The sequence below is a fragment of the Methylobacterium sp. 174MFSha1.1 genome (assembly GCF_900116815.1).
Lineage (GTDB): Bacteria > Pseudomonadota > Alphaproteobacteria > Rhizobiales > Beijerinckiaceae > Methylobacterium.
Genome location: NZ_FPCB01000012.1, coordinates 118,456 through 143,080, shown reverse-complemented (window position 1 = coordinate 143,080; position 24,625 = coordinate 118,456). Strand labels below are relative to the sequence as shown.

The 24,625-nt window shown below is 70.5% G+C and carries 13 protein-coding genes; 9 read left to right on the top strand and 4 right to left on the bottom strand.

What is annotated here, in order from left to right; translation table 11 throughout:
- Window positions 1–264: 264 nt before the first annotated feature.
- Complete coding sequence (gene parE / locus BM430_RS11540; RefSeq protein ID WP_093567401.1) at window positions 265–2,337, bottom strand: DNA topoisomerase IV subunit B; 2,073 nt, start codon at window positions 2,335–2,337, stop codon at window positions 265–267.
- Between the two features lie 303 nt (window positions 2,338–2,640).
- Between parE and BM430_RS11535 the strand changes: the two genes are divergently transcribed.
- From BM430_RS11535 to BM430_RS11505, 7 genes are all read left to right on the top strand, one after another.
- Complete coding sequence (locus tag BM430_RS11535; RefSeq protein WP_093567400.1) at window positions 2,641–2,829, top strand: hypothetical protein; 189 nt, start codon at window positions 2,641–2,643, stop codon at window positions 2,827–2,829.
- A gap of 194 nt (window positions 2,830–3,023) precedes the next feature.
- A complete protein-coding gene (gene treZ / locus BM430_RS11530) occupies window positions 3,024–4,844 on the top strand; it encodes a malto-oligosyltrehalose trehalohydrolase (RefSeq protein WP_093567399.1) in 1,821 nt (606 codons plus the stop codon).
- Between the two features lies 1 nt (window position 4,845).
- The gene (locus BM430_RS11525) at window positions 4,846–9,780 is read left to right on the top strand and encodes a malto-oligosyltrehalose synthase (RefSeq protein ID WP_093567398.1); all 4,935 of its coding nucleotides are present in this window, start codon (window positions 4,846–4,848) and stop codon (window positions 9,778–9,780) included.
- Window positions 9,781–9,860: 80 nt separating this feature from the next.
- Window positions 9,861–13,268, top strand: a complete 3,408-nt coding sequence (locus BM430_RS11520; RefSeq protein ID WP_093567397.1) for a maltotransferase domain-containing protein — start codon at window positions 9,861–9,863, stop codon at window positions 13,266–13,268.
- 147 nt (window positions 13,269–13,415) lie between these two features.
- Window positions 13,416–16,679, top strand: coding sequence for a maltose alpha-D-glucosyltransferase (gene treS, locus BM430_RS11515; protein ID WP_093567396.1), 3,264 nt, complete (start codon window positions 13,416–13,418; stop codon window positions 16,677–16,679).
- A 372-nt stretch (window positions 16,680–17,051) separates the two neighbouring features.
- Complete coding sequence (glgB, locus tag BM430_RS11510; RefSeq protein WP_244539449.1) at window positions 17,052–19,205, top strand: 1,4-alpha-glucan branching protein GlgB; 2,154 nt, start codon at window positions 17,052–17,054, stop codon at window positions 19,203–19,205.
- Window positions 19,206–19,354: 149 nt separating this feature from the next.
- A complete protein-coding gene (locus BM430_RS11505) occupies window positions 19,355–20,563 on the top strand; it encodes a pyridoxal phosphate-dependent aminotransferase (RefSeq protein WP_093567395.1) in 1,209 nt (402 codons plus the stop codon).
- A gap of 220 nt (window positions 20,564–20,783) precedes the next feature.
- On the opposite strand, the gene BM430_RS11500 is transcribed toward BM430_RS11505, so the two are convergent.
- Together BM430_RS11500 and BM430_RS11495 are read right to left on the bottom strand one after the other, a co-directional pair.
- The gene (locus tag BM430_RS11500; RefSeq protein ID WP_093567394.1) at window positions 20,784–21,080 is read right to left on the bottom strand and encodes an alkylphosphonate utilization protein; all 297 of its coding nucleotides are present in this window, start codon (window positions 21,078–21,080) and stop codon (window positions 20,784–20,786) included.
- Between the two features lie 67 nt (window positions 21,081–21,147).
- Complete coding sequence (locus tag BM430_RS11495) at window positions 21,148–22,035, bottom strand: cation diffusion facilitator family transporter (RefSeq protein ID WP_093567393.1); 888 nt, start codon at window positions 22,033–22,035, stop codon at window positions 21,148–21,150.
- Between the two features lie 170 nt (window positions 22,036–22,205).
- On the opposite strand from BM430_RS11495, the gene greA reads away from it, so the two are divergent.
- The gene (greA, locus tag BM430_RS11490; RefSeq protein WP_093567392.1) at window positions 22,206–22,667 is read left to right on the top strand and encodes a transcription elongation factor GreA; all 462 of its coding nucleotides are present in this window, start codon (window positions 22,206–22,208) and stop codon (window positions 22,665–22,667) included.
- Here the strand turns inward: greA and BM430_RS11485 are convergent.
- A complete protein-coding gene (locus BM430_RS11485) occupies window positions 22,637–23,554 on the bottom strand; it encodes a LysR family transcriptional regulator (RefSeq protein WP_093567391.1) in 918 nt (305 codons plus the stop codon). The two genes, greA and BM430_RS11485, sit on opposite strands and share 31 nt — an antisense overlap.
- A gap of 112 nt (window positions 23,555–23,666) precedes the next feature.
- On the opposite strand from BM430_RS11485, the gene wrbA reads away from it, so the two are divergent.
- Window positions 23,667–24,266, top strand: coding sequence for an NAD(P)H:quinone oxidoreductase (gene wrbA, locus BM430_RS11480; RefSeq protein ID WP_093567390.1), 600 nt, complete (start codon window positions 23,667–23,669; stop codon window positions 24,264–24,266).
- Window positions 24,267–24,625 lie beyond the last annotated feature (359 nt).

Sequence of the window (24,625 nt, the reverse complement as noted above, 5' to 3'; positions counted from 1 at the left end):
GGGTCGACCGGGCGCGAGATCGGGACGCCCGGGCGGTGGCGCCGCAGCGCCAGACGCAGCAACGCGAGGGTGATCGTTGCCGCCGCCCGTTGCAGGCGCACGGCCTCCATGCCGTGCATGGCCCGGGACGCGGCGGATCACCTCCGGCGCGGCAGGGCATGCACCCAACGCAGATTGTGCCGGACGGCTCTGCCGCCCGCGGGGCGCGGGGATCCCGCGCCCCGAATCCGACCGTGAGATCAGTCGCTTGGAATGGGCCTCGATTTAGATATCGAGCTCGATCTCGTCGGCGAAGACCGCCCGCTCGGAGATGAAGGCGAAGCGGGCCTCGGGCTTGTTGCCCATCAGCCGCTCGACCGTGTCGCCGGTGGCGTCGCGCGCCTCCTCCACCACCTCGACCCGCAGGAGCGTGCGCTTCTTGGGGTCCATCGTGGTCTCCTTGAGCTGGCCGGGCATCATCTCGCCGAGGCCCTTGAAGCGCCCGATCTCGACCTTGCCAGACTTGAAGGTGGTCTTGAGCAGCTGCTCCTTGTGGCGGTCGTCGCGGGCATAGGCGCTCTTCGCCCCCTGCGTCAGCCGGTAGAGGGGAGGGACCGCGAGGTAGAGGTGGCCGCCCTCGATCAGTTCCGGCATCTGCCGGTAGAAGAAGGTGATCAGGAGCGAGGCGATGTGGGCGCCGTCGACGTCGGCGTCGGTCATGATGATGACCTTCTCGTAGCGAAGGTCATCGTGCCGGTACTGCTTGCCGATGCCGCAGCCGAGCGCCTGGATCAGGTCGGAGAGGAGCTGGTTCGCCCCGAGCTTGTCCCGGCTCGCCGAGGCGACGTTGAGGATCTTGCCGCGCAGCGGCAGGATCGCCTGGGTGGCGCGGTCGCGCGCCTGCTTGGCCGAGCCGCCGGCCGAATCGCCCTCGACGATGAAGATCTCGGAGCCGGCGGCCCCGGCCTTCGAGCAATCGGCGAGCTTGCCCGGCAGGCGCAGCTTGCGCGTCGCGGTCTTGCGGGCGACCTCCTTCTCCTGGCGCCGGCGCAGGCGCTCCTCGGCCCGGTCGATCACCCAGTCGAGGAGCTTGTTGGCCTGGGTCGGCGAGGCGGCGAGCCAGTGGTCGAAGGCGTCGCGGATCGCCGCCTCGACGATGCGGGAAGCCTCCAGCGTCGCCAGCTTGTCCTTGGTCTGGCCCTGGAACTCGGGCTCGCGGATGAAGACCGACAGCATCGCCGCGCAGGTCATCATCACGTCGTCGGCGGTGACCGAGGCCATCCGCTTGACCTGGCCGACCCGCTCGGCGTGGTCGCGCAATCCCCGCAGCAGGGCCACCCGCATCCCGCTCTCGTGGGTGCCGCCCTCCGGCGTCGGGATGGTGTTGCAGTAGGACGACGAGAAGCCGTCGTCGTTCGCGAGCCACGCCACCGCCCATTCGAGGGAGCCGTGGCTGCCGGGCCTGGTGATCTTGCCCGAGAAGACGTTGTCGGCGACGAGTTCCTTGCCGTCGATCTCGCGGGCGAGATAGTCCTTCAGGCCGGCCGGGAAGCGGTGCACGGCCTCGGCCGGCACGTTCTCGACGCCCTCCAGCAGACTGGGCGCGCAACGCCAGCGGATCTCGACCCCGCCGAACAGGTAGGCCTTCGAGCGAGCCATCTTGAACAGGCGGCGCGGATCGAACTTGTGCTCGCCGAAGATCTCGGCGTCGGGATGGAAGCGCACCTTGGTGCCGCGCCGGTTCTGCACCCGGCCGACGGTCTCGATCGGCCCCTGCGCGTGGCCGCGGGAGAAGGTCTGCCGGTACAGGGTCTGGTTGCGGGCGACCTCGACCTCGAGCACGTCCGAGAGCGCGTTCACCACCGAGATGCCGACGCCGTGCAGGCCGCCGGAGGTCTCGTAGACCTTCGAGTCGAACTTGCCGCCGGCATGCAGCGTGGTCATGATGACCTCGAGCGCCGACTTGCCCGGAAACTTCGGATGCGGGTCGATCGGGATGCCGCGGCCGTTATCGGTCACCGCGAGGCAGCCGCTCTCCTCTAGCTCCACCTCGATGAAGCTGGCGTGGCCCGCCACCGCCTCGTCCATGGAATTGTCGATCACCTCGGCGAAGAGGTGGTGCAGCGCCTTCTCGTCGGTGCCGCCGATATACATGCCGGGCCGGCGCCGGACCGGCTCCAGCCCCTCCAGCACCTCGATCGCCGAGGCGTCGTAGCCGGCCTCCGCCGCCTCGGCGGGAGCGGGCACGGCGACGGGCTTCGGCCGCTTGACGGCCTCCGCCTTGAGCGGGTCCGCCGGCGGCTTCGATCCCGGGGGCTTGCCCCCCGGCCCGAACAGGTCTCGTGCGGCCTCGCTCACGCGACGGCCTCGCGGTGGGGGAAGGGCTCTGGCAGCATTCGAGGTCATCCTTTCCCTATACCGGAACAAACGCGGAACAAAAAGAGCCTTTGCGCGGCTGCGGGGTGTGGCGAACGGGCGTGGCCGGGCGGCGGGGAATCGCCGCGCCGCAGAACCCGTACCAGAGTCACCGAGACGTAAACAAATTCCCTTAAAGCCTGGTGACGCGCGCGATACCCCCCGGAACCTCGGCCGTGACCGCCCGTTGTCCGGGTGGCCGCTCCCGACGCCGGACGGGCGGCGCGCCGCAGGAGCGTTCCGACGATGAAGACCGTCAACCGCCACGCCCGCCATCTCTCCCTCGCCCGCGCCGAGCAGGCCGCCGGCCAGGCCTTCGGCTTCGCCGAGGAGGGCGTCGCCGCGGCCGCCGTCGGGATCGGCCGCGTGGCAATGACGGCGACCGGCGCGGCCGTCGCGGCGGCCTTTGCGGCGACCCTCGCCTGGGCGTTCTGAGACCCCGACGCGGACCATCCCCGGCGACCACAGGGTCCTGCCATTGCCGCGGGCGGGGAGCGCCTTAGCTCCCGCTTCGCGATGCAGCTCCCGCAATGCGGGAACGGCCCGCGGAACCTGCGCAATCGACCCGAATTTCCTGAGCGGCACCCCACGCCGCTCGCATACTCTTGCTCTCGAAGGATGGTGGCCCGATGCGGCGCGCCCACAGCATGCCATTCGGTGCGGAAATCGGACCGGAGGGCGTGCGCTTCGCCCTCTGGGCGCCGACCGCGGCGAACGTCGCCCTGATGCTCGACGGGACCGAGCATCCGCTGGAGGACCAGGGCGAGGGCTGGCGGCGCGTGACGGTGCCGGGCGTGCGCGCCGGCGCGCGCTACGGCTACCGGATCGACGGCGACCTCGTGGTGCCCGATCCGGCCTCGCGCTTCCAGCCGGAGGACGTGTCGGGCTTAAGCGAGGTGGTCGATCCGTCCGCCTTCGCCTGGACCGACGGGGAATGGGCCGGGCGCCCGTTCGAGGAGACGGTGATCTACGAGTGCCATGTCGGCACCGCGACGCCCGAGGGGACCTACGCGGCGCTCGAGAACAAGCTCGAAGCCCTGCGCGACCTCGGCGTCACGGCGATCGAGCTGCTCCCGCTCGCCGACTTCAAGGGCAGCCGCAACTGGGGCTATGACGGCGTGCTGCCCTACGCGCCGGATTCCGCCTACGGCACCCCCGACGACCTGCGCCGCCTCGTCGACAAGGCGCATTCCCTCGGGCTGATGGTCTTCCTCGACGTCGTCTACAACCATTTCGGACCGGCCGGAAACTACCTCCACGCCTACGCCAAGTCGTTCTTCACCGAGCGGCACCAGACGCCGTGGGGCGCCGGCATCAACTTCGACGGCAAGACCAGCGGCGAGGTGGTGTGCGACTACTTCATCCACAATTCGCTGTACTGGCTCGAAGAATTTCACATCGACGGCCTGCGCTTCGACGCGGTCCACGCGATCCTGGACGATTCCGACAAGCACTTCCTCGGCGAGCTGGCCGAGCGGATCCGCGGGGCGTTCCCGGAGCGCCCGATCCACCTGATGCTGGAGAACGAGGCCAACCAAGCCTCGTGGCTGGAGCGCGACGGGGCGGGTCGGCCGCGCTACCACAGCGCGCAATGGGCCGACGACACCCATCACGGCTGGCACATCCTGCTGACGGGCGAGGATTCCGGCTACTACGAGAGCTTTTCCGACAAGCCGGCCGCCCACCTCGCCCGCAGCCTCGCGGAAGGGTTCGCCTATCAGGGCGAGCCGTTCAAGACGCTCGACAACCACCCCCGCGGCGAGCCCTCCGGTCACCTGCCGCCCTCGGCCTTCGTCACCTTCCTGCAGAACCACGACCAGGTCGGGAACCGGGCGCTCGGCGAGCGCCTGAGCCACCTCGCCGACCCCGACAAGCTGGCGCTCGCCCGCGCCGGGCTGCTGCTCAGCCCGCAGATCCCGATGCTGTGGATGGGCGAGGAATGGTCGGCCTCGACGCCGTTCCTGTTCTTCGTCGACTTCGCCCCCGACGAGGAGCTGAACAAGGCGGTGCGCGACGGACGGCGTCGCGAGTTCAAGAGCTTCGCTGCCTTCGCCGACGAGGAGAAGGCGAAGACGATCCCGGATCCCACCGCCGAGGAGACGTTCCGGCGCTCGAAGCTCGACTGGGCGGAGCGGGAGCGCTCGCCCCATCGCGAGGTCCTCGCCGACACGACCGCGCTGCTGGCGTTGCGCCAGCGCGAGGTGGTGCCGCTGACGAAGACCGCCTGGCAGGGCGGACGATACGCGCTGCCGCGGCCCGACGTGATCGACGTCACCTGGTCCTACGCCGGGGGCACGCTCCGCTTCGTCGGCGTGTTCGGCGGCGACGCGTACGAGCCCGGGCCGCTGCCCGGCCGCGTCGTCTGGCGCTCATCCACCGTCTCGCAGGACGAGGACGGTTCCCTGGTCCTGCCCGCCTGGTCGGGCGTGTTCGTGAAAGAGGTGCGTTGAGATGGCCGTGACCGAGGATGTCGTCGCGCGGCTCGCCGATGAGGCGGGCATCGCCGCGGACTACACCGACGCCTTCGGCCAGCGCGTCGAGACCCCGCTCGAAGTGCGCCAGGGGCTGCTCGCGGCTCTGGGCCTGCCGGCGGGGACCGACGCGGAGGCGCAAGCGAGCCTGGAGCGCATCCGCTCCTTGCGCCACGGCCTGATGCCGCCGCTGGTGCCGGTCGAGGCGCGCCGCGCCGCGCGAGTGTCGATCCGGCCGGGGCAAGGTCCTGGTCAAGCCTCCGGCACGGTGAGCTGGCGGATCGTCGACGAGCGCGGCACGGCCCGCGACGGGCGCGTGGCCCTCGGCTCGGAGACCGACGCGATCGAGTTGCCGCCGCTCACCCCCGGCTACCACCGCCTCACGGTGACGTTCGGCGATCGACGGGCCGAGGCGACCGTGATCGCCGCGCCGCAGCGCTGCTGGCGGCCCCGGGCACTCGGGGACGAGGGCGCGCGGGACTGGGGCCTGGCGGCCCAGCTCTACGGGCTGCGCTCGGAGACCAATCTCGGCATCGGCACCTACGCCGATGCCGGGCGCGCGGCCGCCGATGCCGGCGCGCGGGGCGCCGCCTTCTTGGGCTTGAGCCCGGTCCACGCCCTGTTCTCGACCGACCGGCAGAAGGTCTCGCCCTACTCGCCGTCCTCGCGGCTGTTCCTCGAGACGCTGTTCATCGATCCGGCCTCGCTCCCCGGCCTTCCCGGCAGCCGGGCCGCACTCATCTTGAAGGGCTCCGCCTCCGAGGTCGCGCGCCTGCGCGACGCCTCCCTGGTGGACCATGCCGGCGTCTGGCAGGTCTTGAGCCCCGTCCTCGAAGCGTTGTGGCAGGATTCGCCGGCCCGGGCCGGACGGGACACCGAGTTCCTGGCGTTCCGCGCCGCGGGAGCCGAGAACCTGGAGGCCCACGCCACCTTCGAGGCCCTGGCCGAGCATTTTGCCAGCGACGGCGCCAACTGGCTCGGCGACTGGCCGGAGGCCTACCGCCGCAACGGCACGCAGGAGGTCTCGGCCTTCGCGGCCGAGCACCAGGAGCGGGTCTCCTACCACGCCTGGCTGCAATTCCTCGCCGACCGGCAGCTCGCCCGCGCCGCCGCGCAGGGGCTCGCCTCCGGCATGCGGCTCGGGCTCTACCGCGACCTCGCGGTCGGCGCCGACCGCGGCGGCTCGGAGATCTGGTCGCATCCGGAGCGCTTCGCCGCCGGTCTGTCGATCGGCGCGCCGCCGGACATCCTGGCGCCGAACGGCCAGGATTGGGGCCTGCCGCCCTTCGATCCCCTGGAGCTGGAGCGCGACGGCCTCGCGGCCTTCCGGGCGCTGGTCCAGGCCAACATGCGCCATGCCGGCGCGATCCGCATCGACCACGCCTTCCAGCTCGCCCGGCTGTTCCTGATCCCGGTCGGGGTGGGGGCGAAGGGCGGCGCCTACGTGGCGATGCCGTTCGAGGCGATGCTGGCGGTGCTCCGCCTCGAGAGCCACCGGGCGAAGTGCCTCGTCATCGCCGAGGATCTCGGCACCGCGCCGGCCGGCTTCTCCGACGCGCTGATGCAGGCCGGCATCCTGAGCTACCGCATCCTGTCCTTCGAGAGGGGGGAGGGCGGCACGTTCAAGCGTCCGGCCGAGTATCCGCGCGACGCGCTCTGCGCCATCACCACCCACGACCTGCCGACCTTCGTCGGCTGGTGGCGCGGGGTCGACACGGAGCTGCGCCAGTCCCTCGGCCTCTACGACGCCGAGCGGGCCGGGGCCGAGCGCGAGGAGCGGGTGCACGAGCGCCGGCGCCTGGCGGAAGCCCTGAACCAGGAGGGCCTGATTCCGAGCGCGGACGTGCCCGGCGAGCCGCCCTTCGAGGCGGCGGTGCGCTTCCTCGCCCGCACCCCGTCGGTGCTGACGGCCGTGCAGTACGAGGACATCCTCGGCGAGGTGAGCCAGGCCAACATGCCGGGCGTCACCGAAGGCTACCCGAACTGGCGCCGCAAGCTCGACCGCGACCTCGCGGCCATCGCGGCGCCGGGTGGGCCGCTCGCCAAGCTCGCCTCGTCGCTCGCCGCGGAGGAGCGCGGGCCGCGCTCGGGCGCCGCGCGCCTCGCCTCGCCGCCGCCGCGGGCGACCTACCGGCTCCAGTTCCACAAGGACTTCACCTTCGACCACGCGGCGAAGATCGTCCCGTACCTCGCCAAGCTCGGCATCAGCCACGTCTACGCCTCACCGATCCACAAGGCGCGGCCGGGCTCGATGCACGGCTACGACATCGTCGACCACCGCGAGATCAACCCGGAGCTCGGCGGCGAGGAGGCGTTCATCCGCTTCAGCGACGGGCTGAAGGCGCACGGCCTCAAGTTCCTGCTCGACATCGTCCCCAACCACATGGGCGTCGGCGGCGCCGACAACCCGTGGTGGCTCTCGGTGCTCGAATGGGGCGCGCTCTCGCCGGCGGCCGACGCCTTCGATATCGACTGGGGCCGGTTGGGCGCCCGCAACAAGCTCGTCGTGCCGTTCCTCGGCGACCGCTACGGCGAGGCCCTGGAGAAGGGCGACCTGAAGCTCGCCTTCGATCCGGAGGAGGGCGGCTTCAGCGTCTGGCACTTCGAGCACCGCTTCCCGGTCAACCCGTTGAACTACCCGATCGTCCTCGACCGGGCGCTCGCGGCCCTGTCGGAGGTCGGCGACGAAGCCTCGGCGGAGGTGCTGTCGATCTCCGAGCGCCTGCGCCGGATGGGCGACGAGACCAATGCCGAGCGCCAGGCCGCCTTCCCGGAGGAGGCCGAGGGGCTGAAGCGGCGCCTCGCCCACGCGGTCGCCGGCTCACCGGACCTGAAGGCGGCGATCGACCGGGCGGTGACCCTCGTCAACGGCTTCAAGGGCCATCCCGACAGCTTCGGGGCGCTGCACCGCATCCTGGAGGCCCAGGCCTATCGCCTCGCCCATTGGCGGGTCGCGGCGAGCGACATCAACTACCGCCGCTTCTTCGACGTGAACTCGCTCGCCGGGCTCAAGGTCGAGGACAAGCGGGTGTTCGAGGGCGCCCACGCGATGCTCTTCCGGCAGATCCGCGAGGGGCGGATCGACGGCTTGCGCATCGACCACATCGACGGGCTGGCCGACCCGGCCGGCTACGCCCGCGCGCTCCAGGCGGCGCTCGGCCCGGGCTTCTACATCGTGGTGGAGAAGATCCTGGAGCCCGGCGAGAAGCTCAGGCCCTGGCCGATCGCCGGCACCACCGGCTACGACGTGCTCAACCAGATCGACGGGCTGTTCGTCGACCAGGGCAAGCGCGAGGCGGTCGCGAAGCTCTATGCCGGCGCGACCGGCATGGACGAGCCCTACGCTTATCTCCTGCGCAACGTGAAGGGCGAGATCCTGGAGACCAGCTTCGCCAGCGAGCTGGAAGTCCTGACCTCGGACCTGAAGCAGGTGGCGGACGCCGACCGGCGCACCCGCGACTTCTCGGTCAACGCGCTGCGTCAGGCGCTCTCCGAGATCATCGCCCGCTTCCCGGTCTATCGCAGCTACCTGGGCTCGGACCTCGACGAGAATGAGATCGAGCCGGAGGACCTGAAGCTCATCGGCGACACGGTCCGCAAGGCCAAGCGCCGCTCCAGCCTGCCCGACCGCTCGGTGCACGACTTTGCTGAGCGGGTCCTGCTCGGGCGCCTCGACACCGAGGGACCGGGACGGCCCGACCCGGAAGTGGTGCGCCGCTTCCGCCGCCGCTTCCAGCAGCTCACCGGCCCGGTGATGGCCAAGAGCCTGGAGGACACGCTGTTCTACCGCTTCGTCGAGCTCCTGGCGCTCAACGAGGTCGGCGGTGATCCGGGCGAGTACGGCCTGACGGCCGAGCATTTCCACGCGCTCCAGGCCGCCCGCGCCCGCGACTGGCCGAACGCGATGATCACCACGGCCACCCACGACACCAAGCGCGGCGAGGATGCCCGCACCCGGCTGCTGGCGCTCTCCGAGATCCCGGCGGAATGGGAAGAGGCCTGGGCGTTGTGGGGGCGGCTGGTGCAGCCGCACCTGGGCCACGTCGACGGCGAGGCGGCGCCCGACGCCAACGACCAGTGGATGTTCCTACAGGCGATCCTCGGCGCCTGGCCGCTGGAGCTGCTGACGGAGTCTCCCGAATCGAAGGACGTCGAGGAATTCCGCAAGCGGCTCGGCGCCTATGCCGAGAAGGCGATGCGCGAGGGCAAGCGCCGGTCGAGCTGGGTCAACGTCGACGAGGCCTATGAGGGCGCGGTCGCGAAGCTCTTCGACGCCCTGGTGGCGCCGGGCTCTGAGTTCCTCCAGGAATTCCGACCCTTCGCCGAGCGGCTGGCGCGGGTCGGGATGGTGACGGGCCTCGCCCGCTCGGCGCTGAAATGCACCCTGCCGGGCCTGCCCGACATCTATCAGGGCACGGAGTTCTGGGACTTCTCCTTCGTCGATCCCGACAACCGTCGCCCGGTCGACTACGCCGAGCGCGAGGCGGCGCTCGGGCAGGACGCGGCGGTCGAGGATCTGCTGGCATCCTGGCCGGACGGGCGGATCAAGCAGGCGGTCCTCGCCCGTCTGCTCGCCGACCGCGCCGCGTATCCCGGCTTCTACGCCGAGGCCGACTACACCCCGGTCGCGGCCGAGGGGGAGGGGGCGGAGCGCGTCGTCGCCTTCCTGCGCCAGGACGCGACGGCGGGCTCCGAGGCCGGCGACCTCCTGGTGGTCGTGCCGCGCCGGGTCGCCGCCGAGGACGGCCCGCACCTCGCCGGCGCCTTCGCCGGGACGAGCCTGCCGGTGCCCGAGGGCAGCGTGTGGCGCGACCTGGTGACGGGCGACGAGGTTCGTTCCGAGGGCGGACGCGTGAGCCTTGGGCGACTCTTCGCGCGCCTCCCCCTGGCGGTTCTGCGTCTCTCCGCCAGTTGAGACCTCGGGCCGGCCCGCACCCGACGGGTGCGGGCCGGCCCGCCTGAATGGATCGAGAAAGAGCAGGCAGGATCGGGCCGATGAACGTACCCCGCACCAGCACCAAGCCGGCGAAGCGCACCCGCGAGGTGACGCCCCTGCCGGCGACCCTGGCGCCGCTGGCGGCCGGACCGCGGATCTACAACCTGTTTCCCCTCCTGGTCGGCCGGGTCTCGGCCTGGACCGCCGAGTTGCCCCGCATCGCGGAGCTCGGCTTCGACTGGGTCTACCTCAACCCGTTCCACCAGGCCGGCGGCTCGGGCTCGCTCTACGCCGTCGCCGACCCGGATCGGCTCGACGAGCGCCTGCGCGACCTCGACGGCACGCCCGACGACGAGCAGATCCGCCGCTTCTGCGCGGCCGCTGCCGGGCACGGCCTGAAGATCATGACCGATCTGGTCGTGAACCACGCCGCCAATGACGGGAAGCTGGCCCATGAGCGCCCCGACCTGTTCGTGCGCGACGAATCCGGCGCGCCGGTGAGCCCCCACGCGGTCGATCCCGACGACCCGTCGAAGATCACCGTCTGGGGCGACCTCGCCGAATTCGACTACGTCACCCAGGGTCCGCGCACGGCGCTGACCGAGTTGTGGAACGGCTACATCGCCAAGCTGCAAGGGCTCGGGGTCGCCGGCTTCCGGTGCGATGCCGCCTACAAGGTGCCGCCGGACGTGTGGCGCAGCCTGATCGGCGCCGCCAAGGACCGCGACCACGCCGCGCTCTTCGCCGCCGAGACCTTAGGCTGCACCTTCGAGGAGGCCCGGGCCACGGCGGAAGCCGGATTCGACTACCTGTTCAACTCCTTCGCGTGGTGGGACCTGAAGGCGCCCTGGGCGCTGGAGCAGTACGAGCGCCTGCGCATCCTGGCGCCCTCGATCGCCTTCCCGGAGAACCACGACATGCAGCGACTCGCGGCGTCGCTGGACGGTGGGCCCGAGACGGTGGCGGCGGAACTCAAGAGCCGCTACGCGCTCGCCGCCTTCTTCTCCGCCGGCGTGCTGATGCCGATCGGCTACGAGTGGGGCTACGCCAAGCCGCTCCACGTGGTGGAGACCACCCCGGAGAGCCGCGAGCACCACACCGGCATCGACATCTCGGGCTTCATCGCGGCGATCAACCGCCTGCGCGCCGACCTGCCGGCGGCCAATGTCGAGGGCGCGCAGTGGCGCCTCTCGGCGCCGGACGCGTCGTACGTCGCGCTGATCCGGATCGATACCGGCCATCCCGGCTCTGCCGAGAACGCCGTGCTCGTGCTGCACAACCCGACCGACCGCCCGATCGCGGTCGATCCGGCGCCGCTGATCGCCGGCTCCGGCGGCGAGTTCGGCCCGTTCCAGGACCTGACGCCCGAGGCCGCGCCGCTGGTCTTCCGCGCCGACCAGTCGATCGGCCTGGAGCCGCGGGCCCTCCGCATCCTCGCCGCCCGCCGCATCGGCGCCGTGCGCCGGCCCCGCCGCACCACCCCGGGCGGGGAGGGGCGGGTGATCATCGAGGCGGTGAGCCCTGAGATCGACGGCGGCCGCTCGGCGATCAAGCGCGTCGTCGGCGATCAGGTCCATGTCGAGGCCGACATCTTCACCGACGGGCACGACGTCATCAACGCCGCGGTCCTCTCCCGGCTCGCCGGCGAGACCGAGTGGCGCCGCGACCCGATGCTGTTCGTCGACAACGACCGCTGGCACGGGCATTTCCCGCTCACCCGCAACGCCCGCTACGAGTACACGGTCGAGGCGTGGCGCGACGACTTCTCGTCCTGGCTGCGCGGCCTGGAGAAGAAGCGCAAGGCCGGCATCGACGTGCACCTCGAGACGCAGGAAGGCGTCGGCCTCGTCAGGAAGGCGGCCTCCCTCGCCGAGGGCAGCGACGCTACCGCGCTGAACGCCCTAGTGGCGGCTTTGGAGGCCGACGAGCCGGGATCGGCGGCGCAGCTGCACCGCCTGCTGGAGCAGACGGCGCTGATCCACCGCAACTCCGAGCGGGTGAACCTCTCTCGCTATCCCGTCGTGCTGGAGGTCTTCGCCGACCGGCTCGCGGCCCGGTTCTCGGCCTGGTACGAGATCTTCCCGCGCTCACAATCCGGCGACCCGAGCCGGCACGGCACCTTCGACGACGTGATCGCCCGGCTGCCGGAGATCCGCGAACTCGGCTTCGACGTGCTCTACTTCACGCCGATCCACCCGATCGGCCGCACCAACCGCAAGGGCAAGAACAACTCCCTGAAGGCGAAGGAGGGCGATGTCGGTTCGGTCTACGCCGTCGGCGCCGAGGAGGGCGGCCACGAGGCGGTGCATCCCGATCTCGGCACTCTCGACGACTTCCGGCGGCTCGTCGCGGCGAGCCACGCCCACGGCATGGAGGTGGCGCTCGATTTCGCCATCCAGTGCTCGCCGGACCATCCCTGGATCAAGCAGCATCCGGAATGGTTCGACTGGCGGCCCGACGGCACGATCAAGTTCGCCGAGAACCCGCCGAAGAAGTACGAGGATATCGTCAACGTCGATTTCTACCGCGAGGGCGCTTGTCCGTCACTGTGGCTCGAACTGCGCGACATCATCGTCGGCTGGGTCGAGCTGGGGGTGAAGATCTTCCGGGTCGACAACCCGCACACCAAGCCGATCCCGTTCTGGGACTGGATGATCCGCGACGTCAACGACCGCTACCCGGACGTGCTCTTCCTCGCCGAGGCCTTCACCCGGCCGAAGATGATGAAGAAGCTCGCCAAGGCCGGCTTCCAGCAGAGCTACACCTACTTCACCTGGCGCAACACCAAGGAGGAGCTGGCGACCTACGCGACGGAGCTGGCCGGCGAGATGGGCGAGTATTACCGCCCGAATTTCTTCGCCAACACGCCGGACATCAACCCGGTCTTCCTGCAGACCAGCGGCCGGCCGGGCTTCGTCATCCGCGGCACCCTGGCGGCCACCCTGTCGAGCGTCTACGGCATCTATAACGGCTTCGAATTGTGCGAGGCCGCCCCGGTGCCGGGCAAGGAGGATTACCTCGATTCCGAGAAGTACGAGCTGAAGGCCTGGGACTATTATCGGCCCGGCAACATCCGCGACCATATGATCGCGCTGAACCGCATCCGGCGCGAGAACCCGGCCCTGTGGGATTTTCGCAATGTCGTCTTCACCCCGGCCTGGAACGAGCAGATCCTGGCCTACCTGCGGATGACCACGTCCGGCGACAACGCGGTGTTCTGCATGGTCAACCTCGACCCGAGGAACCGCCAGGAATGCACCTACGAGGTGCCGCTCTGGCAGCTCGGGCTGCCCGACGACGGCGCGGTCGAGGTCGAGGACCTGCTGCTCGGCTACAAGTTCGAGCTGCGCGGCAAGACCCACCGCATCGCGCTCGACCCAGCCGAGCGCTCGGTGGTGATCTGGCGCCTTCGGCGTCCCGAGCGCCTTGCGGCGCCCGGCGGCACGTGGCAGCACGGCTCTGCCTAGCCGGGCCTCCCGGTGCGGACGGATCACCCGTCCGCACCGGCAGGCTTCAAGGTTCCCGAACTCTCCCCGGTGCCCCGCGTTGAGCCCAAGCCCGACGACAGGCCTTCCGCCCGGCGCCACGACCCGATCGAATGAGGCTCTGACGCGATGATCGATCGCAGCGATCCGCAATGGTACCGTGACGCCATCATCTACCAGGTGCACGTCAAGTCCTTCTTCGACGCGAACAACGACGGCATCGGCGATTTCGACGGCCTGACCGCGAAGCTGGACTACATCCGCGACCTCGGCGTCACGGCGATCTGGGTGATGCCGTTCTATCCGTCGCCCCTGCGCGACGACGGCTACGACATCGCGGATTATCGCGACATCAATGCCTCCTACGGCACGATGGACCAGTTCCGCACCTTCGTGGACGAGGCCCATGCCCGCGGCCTGCGGGTCATCACGGAGCTCGTCATCAACCACACCTCGGACCAGCATCCCTGGTTCCAGCAGGCCCGCAATTCCCCGAAGGGCTCGGAGTGGCGCGACTTCTACGTCTGGTCGGACACCGACGAGCTGTACACCGACACCCGCATCATCTTCCTCGACACCGAGGCCTCGAACTGGACCTGGGACCCGGTCGCCAAGGCGTATTACTGGCACCGCTTCTACTCGCACCAGCCCGACCTGAACTTCGACAACCCGAAGGTTCTGGAGGCGGTGATCGAGGTGATGCGCTACTGGCTCGACATGGGGGTGGACGGGTTGCGCCTCGACGCGATCCCCTACCTCATCGAGCGCGACGGCACGAACTGCGAGAATCTGCCCGAGACCCACACGGTCATCAAGAAGATCCGCGCCGCCCTCGATGAATCCTACCCCGACCGGATGCTGCTCGCCGAGGCCAACCAGTGGCCGGAGGAGACCGCGCAGTATTTCGGCGACGGCGACGAATGCCACATGGCGTTCCACTTCCCGCTGATGCCGCGGATGTACATGGCGATCGCGCAGGAGGACCGGCACCCGATCACCGACATCATGCGGCAGACGCCGGAGATCCCAGACGGCTGCCAATGGGCGATCTTCCTGCGCAACCATGACGAGCTGACGCTCGAGATGGTGACCGACAAGGAGCGCGACTACCTCTGGAGCTTCTACGCCGCTGACCGGCGCGCCCGCATCAATCTCGGCATCCGCCGCCGCCTCGCGCCGCTGCTCGAGAACGACCGGCGCAAGATCGAGCTGATGAAGTTCCTGGTCCTCTCGATGCCCGGCACCCCTGTGCTGTATTACGGCGACGAGATCGGCATGGGCGACAACATCTATCTCGGCGACCGCGACGGCGTGCGCACGCCTATGCAGTGGTCGCCGGACCGCAACGGCGGCTTCTCCCGCTCCGACCCGGCCCGCCTGTTCCTGCCGACGATCCAGGACCCGATCTACGGCTTCGACGCGGTCAACGTCGAGGCGCAGACGCGCGCCCAGACCAGCCTGCTCAACTGGACGCGGCGGATGATCGCGATCCGCAACAACCACGTCTCGCTCGGACGGGGCGCCCTGCGCTTCCTCTATCCGGACAACCGGAAGGTGCTCGCCTGGATTCGCGAGCACGACAACGAGCGGGTGCTTTGCGTCGCCAACCTGTCGCGGGCGCCGCAGGCGGTGCAGCTCGACCTCTCAGACCTGCGCACGGCGGTGCCGGTGGAGCTGACCGGCGGCACCTCGTTCCCGCCGATCGGCGACCTGCCGTACCTGCTGACCATGCCGGCCTACGGCTTCTACTGGTTCTCGCTCTCGACCGCGAATGCCGGCACGATGGGCCCGAGCCCCGAGACGCCGGAGCTGTTCACGCTGGTGCTCACCGGCGGCGTCGAGACCTTGATGCGGGGCCGCGAGCGCCAGGCCTTCGAGCGCACCGTGGCCCCGCGCTTCATCGGCTCGCGGCGCTGGTTCGGCGCCAAGGGCACCCGCATCCGCGGGGTCGAGGTGACGGACAGCGCGATCCTGCCGTCCTCGAGCGGCACCGGCGGCTTCCTCCTGCCGCGCATCGCGGTCTCGCTCGCCAACGGCGAGACGCAGGACTACTTCGTGCCGCTCGCCGTCGACGAGGGCCGCGAGGACGAGTCGCTGATGGATCACGCGGTCGCCCGGGTGCGCCGCGGCCCGCGGATGGGCCTCCTCTACGGCGCCGCCTCCTCGACCGACTTCGCGCTCGCGATGGTCGACGCGATGCGTCAGGGTCGCGAGATCGCGTCCGAGAAGGGCAGCATCCGCTTCAAGGCGACCTCGCTGTTCGATCCCGAGCTGGAGCTCGACCCGGCCGACATCCGCCGGCTCTCGGCGGAGCAGAGCAACACCTCGATCGCCTTCGGCTCGCGGCTGATGCTCAAGCTCCTGCGCCGGCTCCAGCCGGGCGCGCATCCGGAGGTCGAGGTCGGCCGCTTCCTCACCGAGGAGGCCGGGTTCAAGAACACCCCGGCTTTGCTCGGCGTGGTCGAGCATGTCGGGCCCGACGGCACGACGACGGCGCTCGGCCTGCTCCAGGCCTTCGTGCGCAACCAGGGCGACGCCTGGACCCTGATGCTCGAATACCTGCGGCGCGACCTCGACACGATCGTGCTCGTGCCCGAGAGCGAGGCGCATTCGCCGGAGGAGACTTTCGCCACGCACCTGCGCTGGGCCGGGCTCCTCGGCCAGCGCACCGCCGAGATGCACAAGGCGCTCGCCACCGAGACCGCCGATCCGGCCTTCGCCGCCGAGCCGTTCACGGCGGAGGATCTCTCGGCGCTCGCCGCCGACACGCGGCGCCAGGCCGAGAAGGCCTTGCGGGCCTGCGGCTCGCTCGGCTTCACGGCGCCCGAGAGCGCGCAGGAAGCCGCGTCCGCGATCGTCGCCGCCAAGGCGGAGATCGAGGCGCTGATCGCGTCCCTGAGCGAGGGTGCGCCGACGGGGGCCCACCGCACCCGCATCCACGGCGACTACCATCTCGGTCAGGTGCTGGCCTCGCAGGACGACCTCATTATCGTCGACTTCGAGGGCGAGCCGTCCCGGCCGGTGGACGAGCGCCGGGCGAAGTCGACGCCGCTCCGCGACGTCGCCGGCATCCTGCGCTCGTTCGCCTATGGCGGCGAGACCGTGACCCGCGAGGTCTCCTCGCGCTTCGCCGAGGCCGGCGAGCGGGCGAAGACCGCCGTCGCCGCCTGGCGGGCGATGGTGAGCGGGGCCTTCCTGGAGGCCTACGCCGCCACCGTGCAGGGCAGCCGCGCCGCGGTGACCGACGCGAGCACCCATGACCGCCTGCTGCGGCTCTGCCTGCTGCAGAAGGCGCTCTACGAGATCGATTACGAGGCCAACAACCGTCCGGACTGGATCGAGATTCCGGCCCGCGGCGTGCTGGCCATCCTGGCCGACCAGAAAGGGGCGTGACCCATGGACGACGAGACCAGCGCCCGGAAGCCGGCCGCTCGCCGGCGCCAGACCGACCGCAGCCTTGAGACGAGCGTGACCGAGAGCGTGAAGACCGGGAAGCCCGGCAAGGGCACCAAGGTGAAGGCGAGCCTGGTGGCGCCCGTGACCGTCAAGGCGAAGACCGCCAAGGACAAGTCCGGCAAGGACAAGTCCGGTAAGACGGGCAAAGGGACCGTCAAGAAGGGGACAATCAAGCACGTCTCGCTTCGGGTCGCCGCCATGCAGGCGGCGGCCTCGCCGCGGGTGTCCGGGCCGGCGCCGGGCCGCCCGGCGCGGCCGCCGGTGCCGGGCCGGGCCTACGCGGTCCATCCCGACGCCATCGAGGCGATCATGCGCGCCGAGCACGGCGACCCCTTCGGCGTCCTCGGGCCGCACGAGACGGCCGAGGGCCAGTGGGAGGTGCGCGCGGTGCTGCCGGAGGCCCGCGCCGCCACGGTGGTGATCGGCGAGACCCGCGTGCCGATGGAGCGGCGCCACCCCGCCGGCTTCTTCGTCGGGAGCTTCGCCCATCCGCAGCGGCCCGATTACCGCATCGCGGTGGAGGGCTGGGACAACACCGAGCGCACGCGCCGCGACCCCTACGAGTACGGCGCCACGCTCTCGCAAGCGGAGATCGGCCTCCTGCGCGACGTCGGCAACGACGCGGTGCACCGGGTGCTCGGCGCGCAGGCGGTCGAGATCGGCGGCACGCCGGGCTTCCGCTTCGCGGTCTGGGCGCCCAACGCCCGCCGGGTGTCGGTGGTCGGCGAGTTCAACGACTGGGACGGCCGGCGCCACCCGATGCGGCTGTGGCAGGATGGCGGCGTCTGGGAGCTGTTCATCCCCGAGCTGAAGAAGGGCGGCCACTACAAGTTCGAGATCCGCGGGCCCGACGGCGCGCTCCTGCCGCTCAAGGCCGATCCGGTGGCCTTCGCGGCGCAGCAGCCGCCCGAGACCGCCTCCAAGCTCGAAGGCCTGCCGAAGCCGGTCTGGCGCGACCAGGCCTGGATGCAGAGCCGGAACGCGCTGGACCACCGCCACGGCCCGATCTCGATCTACGAGGTCCATCTCGGCTCGTGGGCGCGGGTGCCGGAGGAGGGCAACCGCTACCTCACCTACCGCGAGCTCGCTGCCCGCCTCATCCCCTACGCCAAGGAGATGGGATTCACCCATATCGAGCTGCTGCCGATCACCGAGCACCCGTTCGACGGCTCCTGGGGCTACCAGCCGGTCTCGCTCTACGCGCCGACCAGCCGCTTCGGCTCGCCGGAAGACTTTTCCGAGTTCGTGAACGCCGCGCACGAGGCCGGCATCGGCATCCTGCTCGACTGGGTGCCGGGCCACTTCCCCCTCGACGCCCACGGCCTCGGCCAGTTCGACGGCACCCACCTCTACGAGCACGCCGACCCGCGCCAGGGCTTCCACCAGGACTGGGGCACCTACATCTACAATTTCGGGCGCACCGAGGTCTCGGCGTTCCTCGCCTCGAACGCCCGGTTCTGGCTCGAGCACTACCACCTCGACGGGCTACGGGTCGATGCGGTGGCGTCGATGCTGTACCTCGACTACTCGCGCCGGGCCGGCGAGTGGATCCCGAACCAGTATGGCGGGAACGAGAACCTGGAAGCCATCGACTTCCTGCGCAAGACCAACGAGGCGACCTACAGCCACGCCCCCGGCACGATGACGGTGGCGGAGGAATCGACCTCCTGGCCGGGCGTCTCGCACCCGACCTATACCGGGGGCTTGGGCTTCGGCTTCAAGTGGAACATGGGGTGGATGCACGACACCCTGCGCTTCATCTCGAAGGAGCCGGTGCATCGCCGCTACCACCACCACGACCTGACCTTCGGGCTGCTCTACGCCTTCTCCGAAAACTTCATCCTGCCGCTGTCCCACGACGAGGTGGTGCACGGGAAGGGCTCGCTGCTCGGCAAGATGCCGGGCGACCGCTGGCAGAAATTCGCCAATCTGCGCGCCTATTTCGGCTTCATGTGGGGCCATCCCGGCAAGAAGCTGCTGTTCATGGGCGGCGAGTTCGGCCAGGAGAAGGAGTGGAACCACAACCAGAGCCTCGACTGGCACCTGCTGGAGGATTCCTTCCACGCCGGCCTCAAAGCCCTGGTGCGCGACCTCAACCACCTCTACGCCGCGACCCCGGCGCTCTATGCGCGCGACACCGAGGCCGCCGGCTTCCAGTGGCTGGTCTCGGACGACGCCGAGAACAACGTCATCGCCTGGGCTCGCAAGGGGCGCCAGCCGGGCGAGATCGCGATCGTGGTGTCGAACTTTACCCCCGTCGTGCGCCACGGCTACCGCATCGGCGTGCCGATGGCCGGCCATTACCGCGAGGCGTTCAACTCGGATGCCGAGGGCTATGGCGGCAGCAATGTCGGCAATTACGGCGGGATCGACGCGGCGGCGGAGGCCTCGCACGGCCAGGAACACTCGCTGACCCTGTCGCTGCCGCCGCTCGCGACGCTGATCCTGGTGCGGCAGGGCTGAGGCCTGCACGGCGCGGCCCTGCGGGGCCGCGCCGGCTCCCATCGCTCCGGCTCGACCGGGGCGACCTTCTTGTGATTCCTTCCGGCTTGCGCCGCGGCTCGCCTCTTGCGAAGCCTTCAGCCCCCGATTCCCTTCGGTTGAGGCTCCGCATGACCGTCCCGCCCCTGCCCGACACGATGCCGCCGGTGAGCCGCGAGGCGGCCGGGGTGCTGCCGAGCGGCATCGGCGAACTCGTGGTCTACGGCGTCGAGCGGCCCGGGCTGATCCCGCTCTGGGTCGGGGAGGGCGACCGGCCGACGCCGGCCTTCATCGGCGAGGCGGCGCAGCGGGCCCTTCGCGACGGTGCCACCTTCTACACGCGGATGCTCGGCATCCCGCCCCTGCGCGAGGCCCTGGCGGAGTACGTCTCGCGGCTCTACGGCGATCCCGTCGGGCCGGGGCGGTTCTTCGTGACGGTGGGGGGCATGCACGCCTTCCACACCGCGATCCGCATCGCCGCCGAGCCCGGCGACGAGGTGGTGCTGCCGACCCCGACCTGGTCGAACTTCTTCGGCGCGGTCGCGATGCAGGGCGCGCGGCCCGTGCCCGTGCCGATGCAGTTCGACGCCGTGTCCGGCTGGAGCCTCGACATCGCCCGGATCGCGGCGGCGATCACCCCGCGCACCCGGGCCATCGTGCTCAACACCCCGGCGAACCCGACCGGCTGGGTCGCGACGAAGGCAGACCTCGAGGCGGTGCTGGCGATCGCCCGGGAGCACCGGCTCTGGATCGTCGTCGACGAGATCTACGGCCGGTTCTGCTTCGATCCGGCCCACGAGGCCGAGGGCCGGGCGCCGTCGATCCGCGACGTGTGGCAGCCCGAGGACCGCGACCGGGTGCTGTTCGTCCAGACCTTCTCGAAGAACTGGGCGATGACCGGCTGGCGGGTCGGCTGGCTGGAGGGACCGGAATCGATCGGCCGGATCGTCGACGGGCTCGTCCTCTACGGCACCTCCGGCGTCGCCACCTTCCTCCAGCACGCCGCCGTCACGGCGATCCGGGAGGGCGAGGCTTTGGTGGCCGAGCAGGTGGCGCAGGCCCGGGCCGGGCGCGAGATCGTCGGCAACGCCTTGAGCGCCGTGCCGGGCGTCGAGCTGCCGATGCCCCCCGGCGCCTTCTACGCCTTCCCTCGGGTGCCGGGCGAGCCGGACGACGTCCGCCTCGCCAAGCGCCTCGTCGACGAGGCCAATGTCGGCCTCGCCCCCGGCTCGGCCTTCGGGCCCGGCGGCGAGGGGTTCCTGCGGCTGTGCTTCGCCCGCTCGGCGGCGGATCTCACGGAGGCGATGCGCCGGATGGTGCCGGTGCTGACGCCGCGCTGAGAGTATGTTGGGTCGCCTCCGGCAATCTTGACACCCTCAGTGTCATTCCGGGGCCGCGAAGCGGAGCCCGGAATCCAGACGCTCAGGTTGTTCAGAACAGAGCGGCGCCCGTCCCGCTTTCTCCTGGACCATCTGCGGTTCTGGATTCCGGGCTCCGCTTCGCGGCCCCGGAATGACCCGGAGGGTGTCAGGACTGCCGGGGCGATCGGACCCGGGACACTCACCGCTTGCGCACGAATTCCGTGCGCAGCACCAGTCCCTTGATCGTGTCGTGGCGGCAATCGATCTCGTCGTCGTTGTCGGTGAGGCGGATCGAGCGGATCACCGTGCCCTGCTTGAGGGTCTGGTTGGCGCCCTTGACCTTCAGGTCCTTGATCAGGGTGACGGAGTCGCCGTCGCTGAGAACGTTGCCGGAGGCGTCGCGCACCTCGCGGATTGCGGCGGCCTTCATCTCGCCCGCGGGGCGCCACTCGCCCGTCGCCTCGTCGTACACGTAATCGTCGTCCGCACCCGTCACGCCTGCCCGTCCTCCGTTGCGCGGGCGTTGTCACCGGGCGGGGCGGCCTGCCGCAAGGGGCGGCACCTCAGATAACGGGTAAACCGCGCTGCTTGGCCTCCTCGGCAGGCTCGACGTGGATCGTCACCACGGCGCCCTCGACCGCGCCCTCGATCGCGGCTTCCAGCCGGTCGCAGATGGCGTGCGATTCCGCCACCGTCATCTCGCCCGGCACCACGAGGTGGAAATCGATGAAAGTGACCTGGCCGGCGTGCCGGGTGCGCACGTCGTGGGCCTCCAGCGCGCCCTCGCCGTGCTCGGAGATCAGCCGGCGGATCTGCCCCACCATCTCGGCCGGCGCCGCCTGGTCCATCAGGCCGCTGACGGAATCGCGCACCATGGCGCCGCCCGACCACAGGATGTTGAGGGCCACCACCACGGCGATGACCGGATCGAGGATCGCCCAGCCGGTCGCGGTGGCGAGCCCCAGCCCGATCAGCACGCCGCCGGAGGTGACCACGTCGGCCAGCACGTGCTTGCCGTCCGCCACCAGGGCGGGCGAGCGCCAGTCGCGCCCGCGCCGGACCAGCACCACGCCCCAGACGAGGTTGATCACCGTGGCGAGACCGTTCACCGCGACGCCGGCGAGCGGCGCGTCGAGCATCTTGGGCGCCTGGAGCGCGTCGTAGGCGTCGCGCAGGATCACCACCGCGGCGACGATGATCAGCGCCCCCTCGATCACCGCCGAGAAGTACTCGGCCTTGTGGTGGCCGTAGGGGTGGTCCTGGTCGGCGGGCCGGGCGGCGACGCGCAGGGCCACGAAGGCGGTCATCGCGGCCACGACGTTGATGATGCTCTCGAGCGCGTCCGAATAGAGCGCGAGGCTCCCGGTGATCCACCAGGCGCCGAACTTGAGGGCGAGCACCAGGAGGCCGACCCCGGCGCTGGCGAGGGCGGCGGCTTGCGCACGTTCCATGACGATGTTCCGAGACTGGTCGTGGCCGCATTGCGGGGGCACTCCGCTGCGGCGCGGTTCCCATAAGGCGGCGCATGACGGAAGGCCACGGCACAGGTCATAGCCCGAGCTAACCCGGCTTGCGGGCGTCGCGCGCGGAACCTTGGCGCGGGCTCCGCATTGCCCGTTTCATGAGCATCGCCTTCGTTCGCGAGAAGGAGGGCGGGGAGGCCTTCGAGGATCTTCCCGACCGTCCCGTCTCCCCGCACCCGAACTTCGTCACGCCGGAGGGCCTCGCCCTGATCGACGCGGAGCTGGACCGGCTGCACACCGAGCATGCCGGCCTGTCGCCCGACGACAAGGCGAACATGGCGCGGGTGAACCGCGACCTGCGCTACTGGACCGCCCGGCGCAACTCGGCCCAGGTGGTGGAGCAGCCGCCCGGCGACACGGTCCATTTCGGCTCCACCGTCACCCTCGCCCGCGAGGACGGCACCGAGCAGATCTTCCACATCGTCGGCGAAGACGAGGCCGACCCGGCCAAGGGCTCCCTCGCCTACGTGGCACCGCTCGCCCGGGCGCTGACCGGCAAGCAGGCCGGCGACACCGTCGAGGTGGCCGGTCACGAGGTCGAGATCGTCTCGGTGCGCTGAAGCGGGACGCGGCCCTCGATCAGGTCGCGCTCGCGGGCGATCGCGTCGCCGACGAAGTCGAGGAAGGCCCTCACCCGCGCGGCCCGGCGCAGGTCCGGATGGGTGAGGAGCCAGAGTCCGGCAGCCAGCTCGGGATCCGGCTCCGCGAGCCGCACGAGGCCGGGCCGGCGGTCGCCGATGACGCAGGGCAGGGGGCCGATGCCGATCCCGGCCTCCACCGCATCCGCCAGGCCCTGCACCGTGTCGAGGCGCAGCACGATGCGCTCGGGCGCCGTGCGCTCCTGGACGTAGCGCGCGACGGCGGCTGCCCCGAGCCGCGGCGCCGGCGAGACCCAGCGCTGCTCGGACAAGGGGACGGCCCGGTCGAGGTCGGCCCGGCCGTAGAGCGCCCAGGCGATGGTGGCGAGGCGCCGGCCGACCAGGGTGTCGGGCGGATCGTTGGTGGCGCGGAGCGCCACGTCGGCGTCGCGCTTGGCGAGGTTGAGCGCCTGCTCCGACACCACCACGTCGAGGCGCACGTCCGGGCAGCGGGCGCAGAACGCCGCGAGGATTGGGGTGAGCAGGCCGGTCAGCAGCGAGGCCGCAGTGGTGATGCGCAGTTCGCCCGCCGGGCTCAGACCCTGGCCCTCGATCCGGCGGGTGAAGGCCAGCACCTCCTCCTCCATCCGGGCGGCGATGCGGGCCATCTCCTCGGCGGCCGGGGTCGGCACGTAGCCGGTGCGGTGGCGCTCGAAGAGCGGCGTGCGCAGCGCCGCCTCGATCTGGCCGAGGCGCCGGAAGGCGGTGGAGTGGTTGATGCCGAGCCGCTCGGCCGCCTGGGTCAGGCCGCGCTGGTCGGAGATGGCCTTCACCAGCCGGAAATCGTCCCAGGCGAGGGCGGCTGTCACGTCGTGAGGCTCCTGACCTTGCGTCTCCGCAAGCGCGGATTTGCACCATAGGCCATTTCCGGCGGCCCCGCGATCCGCGAAGGTCCGCCCCCGAAACTCAAGGAGATCCCCGATGGCGAAGGTTCTGGTCCTCTATTACTCGACCTACGGCCATATCGAGCAGATGGCCCACGCGGTGGCCGAGGGCGTGCGCGAGGCCGGCGCCGAGGTCGTGGTCAAGCGGGTGCCCGAACTGGTGCCGGAGGAGATCGCGCGGACGTCGCACTACAAGCTCGATCAGGCGGCGCCGATCGCCACCGTCGACGAGCTGCCGTCCTACGACGCGATCATCTTCGGCACGCCGACCCGCTACGGCAACATGGCGTCGCAGATGAAGAACTTCATCGACCAGACCGGCGGCCTGTGGGCCAAGGGCGCCCTCGTCGGCAAGGTCGGGTCGGTGTTCACCTCGACCGCCTCGCAGCATGGCGGCCAGGAATCGACCATCCTGAGCTTCCACACCGTGCTCCTGCACCAGGGCATGGTGGTGGTCGGCCTGCCCTACAGCTTCCAGGGCCAGCTCGGCACGACCGAGGTGATGGGGAACTCGCCCTACGGCGCCTCGACCATCGCGGGCGGTGACGGCAGCCGCCAGCCGAGCGCGGTCGAGCTGGAGGGCGCCCGCTTCCAGGGACGCCACGTCGCCGGCATCGCGGCGAAGCTCGCCGGATGAGGCGTTCGGCCAAAGAAAAAGCCCGGATATGATCCGGGCCTCTGAGGCGGAAGGTCGATGGGGGCTTAGGTGACCTTCTAGGCCCTATCAACGCGGGTCCGGCGGGAGTGGTTCCGCGGGTTGCGCAAAAAAATTGGCCGATCCGCCGATGCCCGTCGGACCACCTTCGCGGATCCTCCTGCCCAGGCAGTCTCAACCGCGGAGCCTGATACTTGGGCGGGCCGCACTGCATCCTCTGCGTCATCCCGGGGCCGCGCGTAGCGGAACCCGGGATCCATAACCGCTGACGATGCTGAATGAGGCGGGTCCTGTTCCGCTTCATCCTGAAACGTCGGCGGTTATGGATCCCGGGTTCTCGC